The sequence below is a fragment of the Grimontia kaedaensis genome (genome assembly GCF_023746615.1).
GTDB classification, from domain to species: Bacteria; Pseudomonadota; Gammaproteobacteria; order Enterobacterales; family Vibrionaceae; genus Enterovibrio; species Enterovibrio kaedaensis.
Genome location: NZ_CP082276.1, coordinates 447624 through 464384, shown reverse-complemented (window position 1 = coordinate 464384; position 16761 = coordinate 447624). Strand labels below are relative to the sequence as shown.

15 protein-coding genes are annotated in these 16761 nt (G+C 47.3%); 7 read left to right on the top strand and 8 right to left on the bottom strand.

Going from position 1 to position 16761, the window contains the following annotated elements; genetic code table 11:
* Positions 1 to 10 precede the first annotated feature (10 nt).
* The gene (locus K6Q96_RS18960; RefSeq protein ID WP_251881898.1) at positions 11 to 619 is read left to right on the top strand and encodes a LysE family translocator; all 609 of its coding nucleotides are present in this window, start codon (positions 11 to 13) and stop codon (positions 617 to 619) included.
* Between the two features lie 48 nt (positions 620 to 667).
* On the opposite strand, the gene K6Q96_RS18955 is transcribed toward K6Q96_RS18960, so the two are convergent.
* Positions 668 to 1774: a M20/M25/M40 family metallo-hydrolase gene (locus tag K6Q96_RS18955; protein WP_251881896.1), complete on the bottom strand. Its 1107-nt coding sequence runs from the start codon at positions 1772 to 1774 to the stop codon at positions 668 to 670.
* Positions 1775 to 2462: 688 nt separating this feature from the next.
* Between K6Q96_RS18955 and K6Q96_RS18950 the strand changes: the two genes are divergently transcribed.
* The 3 genes from K6Q96_RS18950 to K6Q96_RS18940 all read left to right on the top strand — a co-directional run bounded on the left by K6Q96_RS18950 (position 2463) and on the right by K6Q96_RS18940 (position 5347).
* On the top strand, positions 2463 to 3257 hold the full coding sequence (locus tag K6Q96_RS18950) for a winged helix-turn-helix domain-containing protein (RefSeq protein ID WP_251881894.1): 795 nt from the start codon (positions 2463 to 2465) through the stop codon (positions 3255 to 3257).
* The gene (locus K6Q96_RS18945; RefSeq protein ID WP_251881892.1) at positions 3254 to 3718 is read left to right on the top strand and encodes a hypothetical protein; all 465 of its coding nucleotides are present in this window, start codon (positions 3254 to 3256) and stop codon (positions 3716 to 3718) included. Before K6Q96_RS18950 ends, K6Q96_RS18945 begins: the two co-directional genes overlap by 4 nt.
* Positions 3719 to 3877: 159 nt before the next feature.
* Entirely contained in the window at positions 3878 to 5347 is a 1470-nt protein-coding gene (locus tag K6Q96_RS18940) for an aerolysin family beta-barrel pore-forming toxin (RefSeq protein ID WP_251881890.1), read from the top strand.
* A 68-nt stretch (positions 5348 to 5415) separates the two neighbouring features.
* Here the strand turns inward: K6Q96_RS18940 and K6Q96_RS18935 are convergent, their stop codons facing one another.
* Both K6Q96_RS18935 and K6Q96_RS18930 read right to left on the bottom strand, forming a co-directional pair.
* Positions 5416 to 6015 carry a glutathione S-transferase family protein gene (locus tag K6Q96_RS18935; RefSeq protein WP_251881887.1) on the bottom strand — a complete coding sequence of 200 codons (600 nt, stop codon included), beginning with the start codon at positions 6013 to 6015 and terminating at the stop codon, positions 5416 to 5418.
* Between the two features lie 9 nt (positions 6016 to 6024).
* Entirely contained in the window at positions 6025 to 6684 is a 660-nt protein-coding gene (locus K6Q96_RS18930) for a glutathione S-transferase family protein (protein ID WP_251881885.1), read from the bottom strand.
* Positions 6685 to 6806: 122 nt separating this feature from the next.
* Here K6Q96_RS18930 and K6Q96_RS18925 point away from each other — a divergent pair, with 122 nt between their 5' ends.
* Entirely contained in the window at positions 6807 to 7664 is an 858-nt protein-coding gene (locus K6Q96_RS18925) for a LysR family transcriptional regulator (protein WP_251881883.1), read from the top strand.
* Between the two features lie 61 nt (positions 7665 to 7725).
* On the opposite strand, the gene K6Q96_RS18920 is transcribed toward K6Q96_RS18925, so the two are convergent.
* From K6Q96_RS18920 to K6Q96_RS18900, 5 genes are all read right to left on the bottom strand, one after another.
* Complete coding sequence (locus K6Q96_RS18920) at positions 7726 to 8349, bottom strand: LysE family translocator (protein ID WP_251881881.1); 624 nt, start codon at positions 8347 to 8349, stop codon at positions 7726 to 7728.
* Positions 8350 to 8434: 85 nt separating this feature from the next.
* Complete coding sequence (locus tag K6Q96_RS18915; protein ID WP_251881879.1) at positions 8435 to 10366, bottom strand: diguanylate cyclase domain-containing protein; 1932 nt, start codon at positions 10364 to 10366, stop codon at positions 8435 to 8437.
* The gene (locus K6Q96_RS18910) at positions 10363 to 10926 is read right to left on the bottom strand and encodes a YfiR family protein (RefSeq protein WP_251881870.1); all 564 of its coding nucleotides are present in this window, start codon (positions 10924 to 10926) and stop codon (positions 10363 to 10365) included. Before K6Q96_RS18910 ends, K6Q96_RS18915 begins: the two co-directional genes overlap by 4 nt.
* On the bottom strand, positions 10923 to 13085 hold the full coding sequence (locus tag K6Q96_RS18905; protein WP_434802181.1) for a TonB-dependent receptor plug domain-containing protein: 2163 nt from the start codon (positions 13083 to 13085) through the stop codon (positions 10923 to 10925). The genes K6Q96_RS18910 and K6Q96_RS18905 overlap by 4 nt, the downstream gene beginning before the upstream one ends.
* 339 nt (positions 13086 to 13424) lie before the next feature.
* Entirely contained in the window at positions 13425 to 13958 is a 534-nt protein-coding gene (locus K6Q96_RS18900) for an NUDIX domain-containing protein (RefSeq protein ID WP_251881868.1), read from the bottom strand.
* A gap of 392 nt (positions 13959 to 14350) precedes the next feature.
* Here K6Q96_RS18900 and efpL point away from each other — a divergent pair, with 392 nt between their 5' ends.
* Positions 14351 to 14926 (top strand): elongation factor P-like protein EfpL, encoded by a 576-nt coding sequence (gene efpL, locus K6Q96_RS18895; protein ID WP_251881866.1) that lies wholly within the window; start codon positions 14351 to 14353, stop codon positions 14924 to 14926.
* 243 nt (positions 14927 to 15169) lie between these two features.
* On the top strand, positions 15170 to 16756 hold the full coding sequence (locus K6Q96_RS18890) for a trypsin-like serine protease (protein WP_434802180.1): 1587 nt from the start codon (positions 15170 to 15172) through the stop codon (positions 16754 to 16756).
* Positions 16757 to 16761: the final 5 nt, after the last annotated feature.

Below are 16761 nucleotides of genomic sequence, written 5' to 3'. Positions count from 1 at the left end.
AGGACTTCCTATGTTCGAACTTTGGGCATATGCCTTTGGCATTATGTATTCTCCGGGTCCTGTAAATCTTCTTGGCCTGAATGGCGGACTCCAAAATCGCACGCGAGAGGATTTCGGCTTCTTCGCTGGTGTCGCCACCGCAATGCTTATCCTCTTCATTGCAATGTCACTGATTGGCGGTACGCTGGTTTCCAAGACGTCCCTTCCCTATATCAGTGTTATTGGTTGCGGCTATATTCTTTACATCGCGTGGAAGTTGGCAAAGGCGAAAGTGGATATCGATGAGAGTTCACGTAATGAAAATATGATGACGTTCCGCGATGGATTAGTGCTGCAATTGCTTAACCCCAAGGGCATCATTGCGACGCTCCCCATTGTGACGATTCAATTTCCTGCTGCTGACATCCACGGGATAGAGAGCCTTTTCTGGATTGGGATCTTGACCATACTGGCTTTTGGCGCTCCCGCCTCCTATTCGCTCATCGGCAGTTTGCTTGGTAAGCGCATCGCGACCCCCGTTTATTTCCGGTTGTTCAATATCAGCATGTCGATTCTGTTGGTCTACGTTGCATTAGACATCGCCCATCAGCAAGTTTATCTCCCTTGGTTTGGACAATAAAACCAAGTAAGAAAAACCGCCGGAAGGCGGTTTTTATTTATCATTCGATTAACGCGTCACGTAGGTGCGCACAAATTCACTGATAGCAACCAAGTCTGCAATGGCGATAAACTCTTCTGTCGTGTGCACTTTCGCCATACCCGTAGAAAGGTTAACGGTTTTCAGGCCTTTCTCGTTAAAGATATTCGCATCAGAGCCACCGCCTGTTGGTTTAGTCATCGGCTCGATACCATTGGCTTCGAAAGCTGCTTTGATCGCCACAACATGCGGATCGCTGTCTGCAACCTGGTAAGCGTTGTAAGAGCGGGTAGATTCGATCTCAATACCGGCACCATGTTTTTCCGCCGCGGCTTCGAAGGTTGAAACCATGTGTTCAACCTGCTTCGCCAGCTTGTCGTCATTCAGCGAGCGTGCTTCTGCTTCTATATACAGTTCAGGCATGACAATGTTTGTCGCTTGACCGCCGCGAACAACACCAATGTTAGCCGTAGTTTCTTCGTCGATACGGCTCAAATTCATTTGGCTGATCGCGTCAGAAGCAACAATGAGTGCATTGATGCCCGTTTCAGGCGCAAGGCCAGCGTGCGCCGGTTTTCCTATGACGGTGATTTTCAGGCTTTGCTGACCAGGCGCAGTCGTAATAATGGTGCCAATCGGACCGCCTGAATCCAGCACGATCGCTTGCTGGGATTCTATCTTACTCATGTCAAAGTGCTTAGCACCTTCCAAGCCCAGCTCTTCATAAACGGTAAACGCAACTTCGATGGTCTTATGCGCTTCCCCATTTTCCTGAATGGTACGAACCGCTTCCATAACAGCAGCAATACCAGATTTGTCATCGCCACCCAGAATAGTGTTGCCTTTGGAGCGGATAATGCCGTCTTCAATAACCGGCTCAATGCCATTACCCGGTGTAACGGTATCCATGTGGCTGCTGAATATAGTGCTGCCTTCCAGTGAGCCCGCCAGTTTGCCATAGATATTGAAACCGTTAGTAATATGCTCAGGCACAGGAAGCTTGCTGACTTCAAAACCCATTTGACCCAGCTGTTCTGCCAGCGTTTCTGCCATGGCTTTTTCGTTGCCAGACTCGCTGTCAATTTTCACCAGCTCAATAAAATGCTCAACCAGTCTTTCTTGATTAATCTTTGTCATCGGAGTGCGACTTCTTTTCTGCGGGATGAGGCAACACCTTAAACCTAAGCAGCAGAACATTTTGATGGGCTATATCAAAGAAAAGGCCGATTTGGTTGTCTATCCGCCGAAATCTTCCAGTTATCAGGTCCGTCGTTACCAAAAGCCTCAACTTGCTCCTTACACATCGGTTTTGTCCATCAAGGCCATCGAAATATCCCTCTTAAAAATAGAAATATTAATGACTAGAATGACATGCAGATAAAAGAGCCCTTTTTATGGTGGAAAAGTAAATTTTAGGAATGACATAAAAATAACAAAACCATGACAATACAGTAGAAAGAGAATCCAGAAAAACAGTGTCAGAAGTTTATTTTCACACCTTTTCTCGAATTTAAGCAAGTAATGGCATTCAGTTAAAACCACATTCGAACCATGCAACCTATTACACCCAACATACTGATAAATATAATATAATAGATTTATGATTCACCTGGATATTTTTCAAACACTTAGAGGAATCATGTCATAACCACTTTATTAATATATTAGTTAACAATGAAATTTAAATATAAACACCAAACAACAAATATATTTTCAACGTTGTAAATTTCGCTTTAAAAATCAACTAAAATCCCATATAGATATCCTTTATGGAGATTCTATTTCTTATGCATCTGTCAAATTTACAATGCAAGCAGGAATGCAAATGATAAAATTTGATCCAGTAGAAAACCGGATATTTACTGATACACGAAGTGTGGGTATTGGCCACCGGGAAGGACTGATTCTCGAGTTACTGCTAGAGCGCGCTCCGGATGTGCTCGAGAAGCAAACAATTATTACCCACGCCTGGGGAAACGTCTGTGTGGGTGATACCTCACTGGCCAAATCCATCAGCACTTTAAGGCACGCTTTTTTAAAACTTGGTGTCAAAGAGAGCCCAATCGTTACGGCTCCAAGAGTGGGATATCGCGCGTTACCGGGCAGAGTACAATGCATTGAGATTCCATTGGAAAGTACCCTCGAGCACAGCCATTCAGAAGCATTACCCAATCCAAAGAAGGATCTCGATTCCTTGCCCGAGCAGCAACAAGTAGCTTCGGAGAGCAATCATCAAAATCATCAGCTCCCCATCCGCCCTAGCTATATTAAAGCAGCACTCAACGTACTCTCTATCGCCTTGGCATTTACCACACTTGCCATTCTCTCCGTCAAACTGGATTTCACTCCCTGGCCAGCCCCCCACTTAGCATTAACCAAACAGCATGTTGGTGAATTGGTGCTGATTAAATCACCGTCTGTAAAACTCTCTTTGCCTCTCAGGCGATTACTCGCTTCAAACCAGTGTGATTGTGTCGTTTTTGTCGGGCTCGGAGGTGGTGAAAATGAGCTTTCATGGTTCCATCGCCAAGCACAAGATGCCATCAACCTCACTTATCGCTCGGGGCAGTTTCCCGTCGTCGCCGCTCAAATCACTCAGTTTGTGGAGCAACGAAAATGAAAGTCACCATTGCTTTTCTCGTTCTTAGTACCAGTGTGTTTATCGGCGTACTGGCCTTGCCTTGGCAACAACAATTAATGTCGGGTCATTACCAGCACTTCCTCGTGCAAGTTCATCCCGATCGCAGTACTACCATTGCCAAAGGCCAGACTGCTGTTGATGGTCGTTCCATCATTCATGTTTCCAGCATAGAAGATGGTAGTACTGAACAAACCAGTCTGGTGAAGCTGACAGGACACTTAGCATCAACACTCGATTCCAGTTTCCTTCTTCAGTGTGAAGTCGAATTGGTCTATGTCGATAACCTAAACAAGACCACCAATTTTTTGCATGCGACTCCTTACTTGTTTTTCGAAGAGGGAAGCTGTCTGGCAAAACTGGATGTCATCTATGAAGATCCAGAATTCTTACTCATCAAGGATGAAGTCTCCGAGCATACCCAGTTAATTACCCGCTTATAAAGCAAGAGTAAGTTTGAAAATATAGTCGTAATACGATGATTTTATTGGTGATTAATTTTCATTGTTTTTCAGTTAGCACCTCTCGAGAGCGGTGCCATGCTGACTCTGCGTTACCAATAACGCAGGAACACAACATCTAAAAACAATGGAGAAAAAGCCATGCCTAGAGTCACCCTGTCGCTGATCACCCTGTCTCTGTTTTCAGCGTTTTCTACACCCAGTTTTGCGAAGATTTTTCCTGATCAGCTTGTTGTCGACTACCAGGGAGAAGATGTATGTCGCTCTGGTTATCGTCCTATCACACGAAGTGAAGCCACATTACATCGCGACTATCTGCTGTCGAAAATGGGTCAGTGGCAAATTACCGGTTTGAAAGATGACTGGGTCATCATGGGAACTGGACATGAAGGACGAATAAAACAGGATTTACCCAACTACAGTACTTGGTGCCATCCAACCAACACGGGAAATACAGGGATTCCTGACGTGGCGAAACATACTTTGCCTGAAGGAGAAGAAATCGATATTCAATACAATCTGGTTTCGGATGAAAGCAAGTTTATCCACCCGCTAAGCAGTCTAGCCCACCACCTCGGATACGCTTGGGTCAGCGGAAACAGTAGCCCTTATGTTGGCAGAGACATGTCGGTCCGACAGGAAGGTGACAAATGGGTAATTCAAGGCAACAACCGTGGTTCCTGTGACGGGTACCGGTGCGACGAGAAAACGGCTATCAAAGTCAGCAACTTTAATTACACACTGAACAGTGATGATTTCTGGCACGGTGATGTAACTGAGTCCAGCAAGCAGTTGGTGAAAACCGTGTATGTAACGGCTAGAAACCGCAGCGACATCGCACAGCAGGTGGTCATTGACCTCAAAGTGGATGAATCCACCAACTGGTCGAAAACCAACACTTATGGTTTTTCACAATCCGTGCAAACCAAAAACACGTTCCAGTGGCCTTTGGTCGGCGAAACAGAATTGACGATCAAACTGGAAGCTAACCAAAGCTGGGCGAACACCAATGGTGGTGCAACTTCTGAAGCGGTTACACTTCAGGCTCGCCCTATGGTACCTGCCAATTCTGAAATTCCTATTCGCGTGGAACTGTACCGTTCAAGTATCTCCTACCCTTACCGGTTCAGCGCAGACGTGAGTTATGATGTCGAATTCGACGGCTTCCTTCGCTGGAGTGGTAACGCATGGCATACCCACCCAACCAACCGCCCTACCCACAAACATACTTTCACCATGGGACGAGCCAGTGAGCCTTCTGCCGATATTCGGCACCAGTGGAATATTCGTCATATCCCGGGCGCATCACAATGGTGGGATTGGAGCTGGGCCATTCAGGAAAATGGTTTACAGAACATGCAGAGCGTCACCAGCCAAAGCCTTCGTCCGTTCGAAGCTGTTGTTTCCGGTGACTTCTATGCAGAATCCCAGTATGCAGGCACCATCGATATTGGGCAGGCACAACCTATCTCTGAGTCGCGTCGCTCTAAACGCAGTGTGACGGAAACGCTTCGTCAGGGTGATATTGAGCTGGAAACCAATTTGGATACTGATGAAATGCGTGCGCTTGGCTTTGGTGAAGTAGAGATCAGCATTCAACCTGCGCAGTAATGGATATTGTGTATTGAATGAGAAACCGCCGCTTATACGGCGGTTTCAATGTTGGATTTGTCAGAGCTTCAATCGGGCATTCCGACGTAACGCTCACTGTCGGCGATAGCATTTATCCAACGCAGAATGTTTGGATAGTTTTCCAAGCTGAACCCACCCTCGTGCGCCACGTGCGTGTAGGCGTATAGCGAGATGTCTGCGATAGTCATTGTATCACCAACGAGGAAAGCTGATTTTCCAAGCTGCTGATCCATCAATTTCAATGCTTTGTGTCCACCAGCCTGCAGGGAATGGTATTCGTCAAGCCGCTCTTCAGGCATTCCCTGATATTTCTGAATGAAACGGGCAACCGCAATAAATGGCTCATGCGAGTATTGTTCAAAGAAAAGCCATTCGTAGACTTTGGCTTTTAAGAAGTTGTCTGTCGGCAGATAAGATGTACCTTCTGCAAAATAGCCCAGAATGGCATTTGATTCAGACAACACGCGGCCATCATCCAAAACGACGGCAGGTATTTTCCCATTAGGATTCACCACCAGAAATTCCGCCGTTTTCGTCTCGCCTTTCAAGATGTCAACATGTTGCCAATCGTGCTCGATATCCAGAAACGAAAGTATCAGTTTCACTTTCAGGCAATTTCCGGACTTCATATCTCCGTATACAAGCATTCCTTCCTCCTAAACCGTGATCTCTTCGCCAGCTTCCCCCTGCGGAACTACAACCGTATTCAACTTGGATTCCTCAATCCACTGATTCATAGTGGCATCATCCAACACTTTTTCCATGTAGCGCTGTGCTTTAGCGGACACAGAAACACCATAAGTCAAAAAGCGCAACGCGACAGGTGCATACATCACATCAGCAATCGAGAAGTCACCAAACAGCCAGCCACCTTTGTCACCAAACTGTGCCATTTGCTCAGTCCAAATGGCATCTATACGCGCGATGTCTTTCAAGCACGCTTCCGACGCTGAGACGTTGCGGCGTCCTCGAATATTCATCGGCATCTCTTCGCGAAGTGCGGTGAATCCAGAGTGCATTTCAGCAGAGAGTGCACGCGCCTTGGCACGTCGGGCGACGTCTTCAGGCCAACCTTTTCCGTTGAGATATTGTTCGTTAACGTACTCACAGATAGCCAGAGAGTCCCAAACGGCAACATCACCATCCACCAGCACAGGGACCTTTCCCGCGCCTGGGTGTTTTCCCACTTCTGTATAGAAAGCATCCGTGAACAAATCGAGAACAACTTCTTCAAAATCAAAATCAAAGCCTCGGAGAACCAGCCAACCACGCAGTGACCATGTCGAATAATTCTTGTTGGCGATTATCAGTTTCATCAGGCTCTCCTTTCCTTTTGCTTTTTGTTGATGTGAACGAGTATGCTCACAAGCAGGACAGGTTTCTAACGCATAGTTTTGATACCTAGTATTCGATTCGATGATGCAAGGACAGATCGGGAATGGATATCGATTCACTGCGAAGCTTTTTAGCTATCGTGGACACAGGCAGTTTTACCCGCGCCGCTGCACAGATTCACCGCACACAATCTGCCATCAGCATGCAGATAAAAAAACTGGAAGAGGAGCTGGGTAATCCGCTGTTTGATAGAGACAAACGGCCGCTTACCGTCAGCCTTGCTGGTCAACGTTTGGTCAGCCACGCCCGGAGACTGGTTGCCTCACACGACGAAGCATTGGACGCTTTCAAACGTGAAGACAACGCCCGACCTATCCGTATTGGATGTCCTGACGACTATGCAGAATCACTGCTGCCTGAGCTGCTTGAGGCTTTCAGACAGCAACTCGGCAAGGTGACCTTTGATGTGCTTTGCGCTTCCAGTGTGCGTTTGCGTCAACGGCTCGACAGCGGTGATTTGGACTTGGCCATCGTCACCCGAGCCCCCGATTCTGACGAAGGCTGGCTGCTAAAGCATGATAAAGGTGTCTGGGTATGTGGTGATGACCCAACGTTGGTGGAACGCCGCCCCTTGCCACTAGCCTTATTTGATAAAAGCTGTAAGTTCCATACCACCGCACTCGATGGACTCGGCAAGTTTGGTATTGATGTCGATTTGGTCGCGTTCACCACCAGCGCATCAACACTGGTAGGTTTGGTGAGAAGCCAACAGGCGCTTTCCGCCATGGCTTCTGGGAGCATACCATCAGATCTGAAAGTGCTGTCGGGTGCGAATTTACCGCCACTTCCTGCTATTGATATCGTGATTGTGGCCGCGACCCATTCACATCCAATGATCACGCCGTCGATGATTTCTTCCATTTCCCATCAGTTCACGGCAGCGCAAGCCAAAATCGCCTGATGAGATTGCTAGAGACAAAAAAGCAGCCTTAAGGCTGCTTTTTGCATCCAAATTCTTAAGCCTAACGACTGATAACCAAATACGCTCCAGCACCAATCATAAGAGAACCGGCACTGCGATTCATTCGCTTAACCGCTTTTTCCGTTTTGAGTAGCTTTGCTGCGCGATCTGCGCCCACAGCGATCATCATGACACCACTCATCAAGGCAAAACCTGCCAGCACATTCGCCAATACCACGTCACCCATGCTCAGAAGCGTCACATCCATAAAAGTTGGCAAGAACGCAATATAAAAAAGAATAACCTTAGGATTTGAAGCTGAAATCAAGAAGCCTTGGGCAAAATCAGCTGCTACACCGGTGGATTTCTTAACGGTTTCTTCAGATAGCTGCGCAACCTGCGGCAAAGCTTTGAACATCTTGTAGCCCAAATAGATCAGATAAGCAGCCCCTACATAGCGAATCACGGTAAACAACCCTGCATAATTTTCTGCAATTGTTGCCAGACCAAAACACGCTAGCGTCAGGTAAATCAAATCACTTGCTACCATGCCAGCAGAAATCGCCACACAATCTCGCCAGCCAGTCACCATAGCTCGAGCCAATATCGCGAAAATGCCTGGGCCGGGAGTAATTGCAAAGACGAATATAGCGATGCTGAATGTCATCGCTCCTTCCAGAGTCATCTATCCTTTCTCACGCTGCTTTTCACCGTATGATCGACACTAACAAAAGCCAGCATGGCCCTCAGTTTGAGTTTTGACTGAGTTTTCAAACTTCTTCCATCCGCACAGCAAAGTTCTCAGATAAAGAATATCTATTCTTACCGTTTGCTTTCGCGTCATACATGGCCTTATCAGCTTGCTCGATAACTTGTGTCAGAGATGACGGGTCCTGCGCAGACCAGTAACGAACACCTATACTCGCACTTACTCTTGGTTTGCAGTTATTTATCACGATTTCATCGCTGAGTTTTTCCAGAAGTCGATTGGCAACCGTGTTGACTGGCGCACTGCCATAAAGCGCAATCAAGAACTCATCTCCAGATAAACGGGAAACAAAATCACGACGTGAAACCGATGATTTCAGACGCTCAGCGACTACCTTCAGCAGTTCATCGCCGACCTGATGACCGAACTGATCGTTCACCGACTTAAAGCCATCCAAATCGATAAACATCACGTGCATATCGCGCTCTTTATCATGGTCTTGCGTCAACTTATCCAAAGCATGAGCGCGGTTTGCCAATCCCGTTAGCGCGTCATGGTTTGCTATGTAGTTGAGGCGCTTAATTTCCATTTCCGCCGACAAATCAACAATGGTAATCACGAAACCTTCAACACGCCCCCGATGGTTGGTCAGCGTCCGGGCGACGACCTGACAAGGTATATCAATACCGCCATGACCAGACAGCATACGATGCCACTCCATGTTTCCAGTCGCGAGCAAGGTTTTGAGCTCAGCATAGCTTAATCTGTAGGAGGCATCTGTCGACATTGTGTGCCATGAATGATGGACACCGAAGGTGTGGATACACGCCGCATTTTGCGTTTTAATCGTTAAATCGCGAGACATCACAAGTGTCGCATCCTGACTTTTATCAAAGATCAGTTCAGCGAGTTTCCGGCGTTGCTCGGCCTCTCGTTGATCCGTCACATCATCAAACTGCACCAGAGAATGTTGTGCTGCTGCCATCGGCTGAGTACTGACCTGAAACACTTTACCTGTTGCGGTATGAGTCAGTTCAATTCCCCTCATTGGCTGATGTTTATCGATAGCGTGAGAAAGAGCATGAACCCGGGACACAGGCTCAAAGGTTCTCAACAATTTGGTCAGATTACGTGGTGAACAGTTCACACGACGCAGAAGATATTCAGCAGCCGGATTGAAATAGGTCACTACATCACCGGGCGCTATAACCATGACGCCATCTTCCATCGTATCGAGCACTTCACCGATATATTGGCTCTTGTTCTCCAATTGATTCAGAGTCTGCTTGAGCTGGTAATCGCGCTCGGACAGGTTTGAAATCAGATTGTTAAAACAGGCTGTCAGTTGTCCCAGCTCATCCTTGTGTTTGACCGGAATAGCGCGGCCAAACACACCCAAACGCAGCATCGAAGACATGGACTGATGCAGTGACGCCAGTGGGTGAGAGACCAAGCGGTGTAGCATTTGTGCAAACACGAGTGCCAATAAAGAGAGCAGGCTAGTTCCTGCCGTTAAGTATCCAACCAGGAAATGTCGCTCTTCCTCAATGGCTTCTCGCGAGACATACACCTCGATGAATCCCAGTATCTCTTGCCCAAGAACAATCGGCTTCTTCACACGCTCGAAGTTGGTATCGCTGCAAACAATCGACGCATCTGTTGGGCGGCAGTCGGATGGCAAATCCATCACTGATGCAAATTCAGTACGATTCGATTTCCGCACTCGCGCACCAATCAAATCTGGGTCCACACGGAGGGCTTCTAATTGTTCGAATGCAGTGCGTTGGTCTTCAAACGCCAGCGCTGCAGTCAGGTTAACCGTAGCTGCATTGGTCAGAATCTCAGTGCGGCCAATCAAGCTTTGTTCCATCTTGTCTTCTGCGATTTTCTCAATGGCAAAGCCAAGCAAGACAACGCCAGAGGTCATCAAGAACCAAGTTGGTAATACCAGTTTGACTCTGAGAGGGAGGTTATTCAGCCAACGAAGGATCATGCCTTGTCCTCCCCTTCTATCACTGCAATGGAAAGCAATTGAGAACGAAGGGAAAATGGAGCTCCCGCCAAATTGTTTCTACTGATAAGAGGTTTAATGCGGTTGTTCATGCGGACAAACGCCATCATGCCTCCCGCCCTTGTGAACCGACGACCTTCCCCTACCAGAAGCGCATTAGGGAATGACGCTTTCAGTGCAGAGACTTGATCCGCTTCATTTGTGGTGGTGTAAACGATATGGCAGCCCGGAGTCGGTATTTGTTCATTGCGGATTTGGTGAAACACAGCTTGAGGCTTGCTTAGCGCGATTTCCTCGAGCTTCTTACTGACACCATTGTCCGCATCTACGCAGAAATGATATTGAGACGACATACCATGCGAAGTCTTCCAGTCGACCAGCATGGCAAAACGGAATAAGTAAACAGCTTTTAAATCATCATCTCGGATATCATGTGCACGAACGCATGTGCTGATTGCAAAGACAATCAAAGCCGAAAGCCAGAGCGCGATTGCCCTGGCTTTATAACTGTAATAGAAGTGGTGGATTGACCGTTTCATCATGGAAGCTGCCAATCTATCTCGAGCCAGTATTGAGTGCCGTTGTCGAAGCCACCGTAACTAGCAGGGAATTCATTCACTTGATCGTTGAATAGGTTTTCCACCGAGAAGATGAATTCAGGGAAGTTTTTGGCAGGTTTCCAGCCTGCTATAAAGTCCCATGTGAGCACTTCTGGCCATCCATAATCTTCCTGACTGCCTACCAGCTCATCCGGCTTGGAAGCCGCCACGTAATTCAGGACATTGCTGACCCAAAAATCCGGCGTGATATCCCACATGATTTGAGCATTGGCTAGATGCACTGGCTCGTTTTCGTAGCTGCGAAGTGGCCCTTCACTGCTACTACAAACATCACCATGGCACTCAGCTTTAATCTTACGGTACGAGTAGCTGGCGTTAATTTGCAAATCGCTCGATGGCTGCCATTTCATACTCAACTCACCCCCGTGGGTTCGTGAGCTCAAAGGAGCTATCTGCTTATACTTGTATACATCGACGATTGTTCCGACGGTGCCAGGAGAGGAGTTTTCCCAGATGTAATTACGATCAGCACTTTCCAGTAACCAAGCAGGAATGTCGGTCTCTTCACTCAGGAACAGATTGGCATCAAACTGCACCGTTTTATCCGCCCAAAAACGGTAACCCAGCTCAAAAGTTTCCACTTTAGGCACAGGCATATCTTCACTACCCTGACGCTCAATAATCTGCATATAGTCAAAGGTATAAGGCAAGCAATTACCTGGATTCCCTGCTTCGCAGAAAGTCACGTTGCTCGCATAAGCATTCTGATGAAAATCGGTCGTTTTCCCCTGCCGTGCAGGCGTAATAACAGAGCGACCCCACCCAGCCCAAATACGCTGGTTATCGCCTAGCTCCTGCATCAAACGTACCTGTGGCTGAGCAAAGGTATCTTCGACCAGATTGAAGTATTGCCAGCGATTACCCAACATCAGTTGAGTGGTATCTGTTAGTGGATAGGTGTAGTTGAGATACAAGGCAACACTTTGGTTAGTGAAGCCCGCTTCATCCGTCACTCGAACATAGGGATATGTATATTGTTCATGCTGAGAATAAGGGCGGAAATACTCGTCAACCAGACGATAGTTGAAACCCACCATAAAGTGACCACCAAACACGTTGTTATCTGTGTAAGTGGTTTCCGAATCGAACCGGGTGAAATACGCATTACGATCATTGCCATTGCTACTGCTGTACGTCAGCCAAAACTGCTGTTCCCAGTGCGTATCTTCACTCAAATCCTGAAGGTATTTGATACCTGCGAAGTACTCTTCCGCGAGCATTTCAGTATCAAACGCAACATAGTCGTCGACATCCTGACCTGGAAACAGGAAGTGAGGTTGATAATTCAGCCACTGGTAATCCTCGCGCGAGCGAATGCCACCCACCTGAAAGGAAATGGTACGGTCAAGATTCTGGTAGTCGCCACGCATACCGAAGCGTTCTGTGTAAACGCGGAAATGCTGCTGCTCTTTGACAAGTTCTTGGTCTGTCGTCCATGGCATATGCTGAACAAACTCGGCATAACCGCTCAGGAACAAATTATCAGCAACCTCACCACCGTGACGAACCTGATATTCCTGATAATGGTAATTACCGACAGAAGCAGAAACCCGCTTTCTTGGCGCATCTTCTGCATCCAGAGTGATGATGTTAACTACGGCATTTGCGGCGTTTCCTCCCCAAATAGTGCCAACAGGGCCAAGTACCACTTCAATACGATCGATATTATCCAAGCTTACCGGGATTAAGTCCCAATCAACTCCTGAGAACATGCCATTGAAAACGCTGCGTCCATCAACCATAACCAACATGGTATTGCTCAACGCTTCGTTGGTCGTGCGGGCTGCAATACCCCAGTCGTAATTTGAGAATTTCGCCACGTGTAAACCCGGTGCTAACACCAGCACATCAGCCACTGACCTTGCACCAGAGCGCTTGATCTCTTTTGAAGTGATCACATGAACCGCCGCCGGAATATCGGCAAGACTCAGTGAAGTGCGTGTTGCAGATACCACCTTAGTGTCCGACAAAGACTCGAGCGGCATATCTAACAGCGCGTCAAGATCGACATCGGCCAAAGAAGGCAATGAAAGAGGTAGGCTTAAACAGGCAGCCATCGCGGCTCGGCGGGCTTTAAGCATTTCGCATATTCCAGAAAATCGTTACCGGCTCAACGCCATAAAACTGCATCCGTTGGGTGACAAATCATCCGTGATTTTTTGGATTCAAAAAGCGGTGGGAACGCTCGTTGAATTACAGTGTACTTTTACTGGCATTATACGTGCGACAGGTGGGATAAAATAGCAATTTGGAAAGCAGAAAGTAGGGTTTTTAGCGCTCTAAGAGGCATATCTCTTTGCAAGTCAGATAAATGACGCAAAAATCAATAGTCGCGTCATTTATCCGTCGTCATATGAATTTTTCGGTCTTTATTTTTCAATCATTTATTATAAAAAAACATTTTTCTATAAAATCATCATTCAAACTAGTTTTTTCAGTTTTGCCAACCCATAAGCAGCAACCGTAACGTTATCCTTTATCTCTCCATCTACTATCATGCGCTCAAACTCATGAACAGGGAAAGGACGCGAAATCAGGTCTTCTTCCTCCGCATCCAACAACTTGCCCACATCAGTCAGACCGCTGGCAAGATAAATGTGGCAGGTTTGATTTAGAAACCCATAGGCAATGTAATGTGCGCCGACATAAACCATCTCTTTGGCATCCATTCCCGTTTCTTCACGAAGCTCACCTTTTGCCAATTCAAGATGATCAGCATCCGGACGGGATTCCCACGCGCCTTGCGGTAACTCCCAACAACGCTGTTGGACGGTATAGCGAAACTGCTGGACTAGGTGAATCTGTCCATTATCAATCGCCATGATCACGGCGCAATCAGGTTTATCTACCACACCATAGATACCCTCTGCGCCGCTAGGGCGAAGGATTTTGTCTTCACGCACAGTCATCCATTTGTTTTGGTAAACCACTTTAGTACCGAGCTGTTTAATCATTGTTCTGCTATTCCGTCTTGAACCATTAAATAGGGGCTGTTGACCTTTGGTGGTTAAATTTTGTTCTAGCTATAAGCGTTTTAGGCGCGGCGAGGTGTGTGCCGCCTAGTCATTCTAAGCAAATACACCTCAACAAAGCATAAAACGCTTAGAGCTGAACCCTTCGGGCAGCCTTTGTGGGGAATTTCTGCTGCGTTATCGGCTTCTCATGTAGGCCAGCTACACATCGAAGCCTCTGCCTTGCATAAAATCCCCACAAACGGCTGCAAAAAATCATCACCAAAGGTCAACAGCCCCTAGCATCTCATTCTTCACTGATGATACATGCTGTCACTTGCCAAAATTAGGATTCGTGATATTTTCGCATCAGTTATTCTACTGGAACAGTGACCATGCCTAAGGCAAGTGAAATTAAAAAGAACGCCGTTATTGAACGCAACGGTAAAGTACTGGCAGTTAAAGACATTGCTAAGCTGACTCCGAGCGGCCGTGCGGGCAACAGCCTTTTCCGTATGCGTTTATACGATGTAGCAACCGGCGCGAAAGTTGACGAAAGCTTTAAAGCAGACGACATGATTACCTTGGCGGATTTCAGCCGTCACCCCGCTGACTTCTCTTATATTGATGGCAGCGAGTACGTGTTCATGGATTCCGAAGACTACACGCCTTACCACTTCAACAAGGATGATATCGAAGAAGAACTGCTGTTCATCACTGAAGAAACCAAAGGCATTCAGGTACTGGCTGTGAGCGGTAAACCTGTGGCTCTGGAATTACCATCTGCTGTGGATCTGGTCATCACCGAGACTTCACCGTCTATCAAAGGTGCGTCCGCAAGTGCACGTACCAAGCCAGCAACCCTGGCTACAGGTCTGGTTGTTCAAGTACCAGAATACGTGGCGCCTGGCGACAAAATCCGCGTTAATACAGCGGAGCACAAATTCATGAATCGCGTAGATTCCAAATAATTCGATAGGCGTTTCCGATAAGCCCCTACCGGGGCTTTTTTATTCGCATTTCTGTCCCATTTCTCCTGAAAAGCCTTCCACTTTCGCAATTGATAATTTGATTGTCATTTGATGCCTCCTCTCCTTACCACGAAATTTGCAATAACAATCGATCGTGAAAATTGAGAGTCACTCGCAAACAAAAAAGACTCTTACTTTGCAACTTGTTAGCAAATAAAGGCCGTTGCTTCCTTTTAGGGGAGCATGACGCTCGCTTTGAAAACCAAGGAGCAACAATTGAAAAACAAAATAACAATGGCGCTTGCCATGACACTGATGTCACCTTGCCTATTAGCTGCTGAGACAATCAATCAGGACCCTGCTGAAGTATCTCCACGCATCGTGGGTGGCGTAGATGCTAACCCTGCTGATTGGAAGTTCTACACACAGATTGTGAACTCATACAGTAACCGCTCTTTCTGTGGTGCCAGTTATATCGGTAAAGGATTTGTGCTCACTGCTGCGCATTGTGTCAACAATGATGCACCAAACGATATTGACGTTAAGATCGGTGGTTATCGCTACAACGGAACCGATGGTGTTCGCGTGAATGTGTCGCAAATCTATGTTCACCCGAATTTTAATACCCGCAACCTTTCGAATGACATCGCTCTACTTAAGCTCACCGATGTTCCAGCTGGCCTGACACCAGTAGAGATTGCCGATGGATCACTTTACCAATATGTCTCTGATGGTGATTTTTTGACGGTAGCTGGATTAGGCCGAACCTCAGAGGGGGGAAGCTCTCCTTCTGTTTTGCAGGAAGTAGACGTGCCTTTGGTTTCTGATGCAGTCTGTCGTCAATCTGGTGGCAACTATACCTCAGTGGGCGATGTCTCCTTCTGTGCAGGGGTGCCGCAAGGTGGCATTGACTCATGTCAAGGTGACAGCGGCGGTCCGATTGTTGTCAACCGAGGTGGTGTCACTACACAGCTAGGTATTGTCAGTTGGGGGATAGGTTGTGCCCGTCCAAATAAATACGGCGTTTACAGTGACGTGGCAGCACTCCGCCAGTTCATCAACGACACCATTTACGGTATCGACGACAAAGTAAGCTTGAGCTTTCAAGAAAATGAAGTACTGGAAGACTTTGTTGTAGGCGAAACAAAGCAGCATACCTTCATCGTTCGCAATACCGGATTTGCGCCTTTCACTTTTGAACGCTTAGATGTTTCGGGCGCAGGTGTTGCCAACGCTCCCGTGATCACTGATGATCGATGTTCTAGCACTACGCTCAATGGTGAAGACTTCTGTCTCGTAGCTATAGAATTTGGTGCGTCACAAGCCGGCACAGCAAAAGCCACAATGACATTTGAAATAGATAAAACCACCACGGAATATCGAGCCAATGTTTCCGCCAATGTGAAGGACTCAATCGGATTATGTCCGGACGACTGGCAGAAGAGCACCGTTTATCTGCCGGGTGACACTATCATATGGGACGGTAAGATCTGGAGAGCTAAGTGGTGGACACAAGGTGAGCATCCGTCCAATAGCGGCCAATGGGGCGTATGGGAAGAAGTTGGCATTGCTGACTGTGGTCCCGTCAATCCTGTTGAACCACCAGTACAACCACCGGTTGAACCTGAACCACCAGTAACACCAGAGCCACCAATTGGCTCAGACAGCTATGTGGCAGGCACGTCATACTCGGCTGGTGAGTTTGTTAGTAATGGCGGGTCAACGTACGAGTGTAAGCCTTGGCCTTATAATCTTTGGTGCGGCGCAACCCCAAGCGCCTATGAGCCAGGTGTCGGTACTAACTGGCAAGACGCCTGGATTCTGCGTTAATTAAA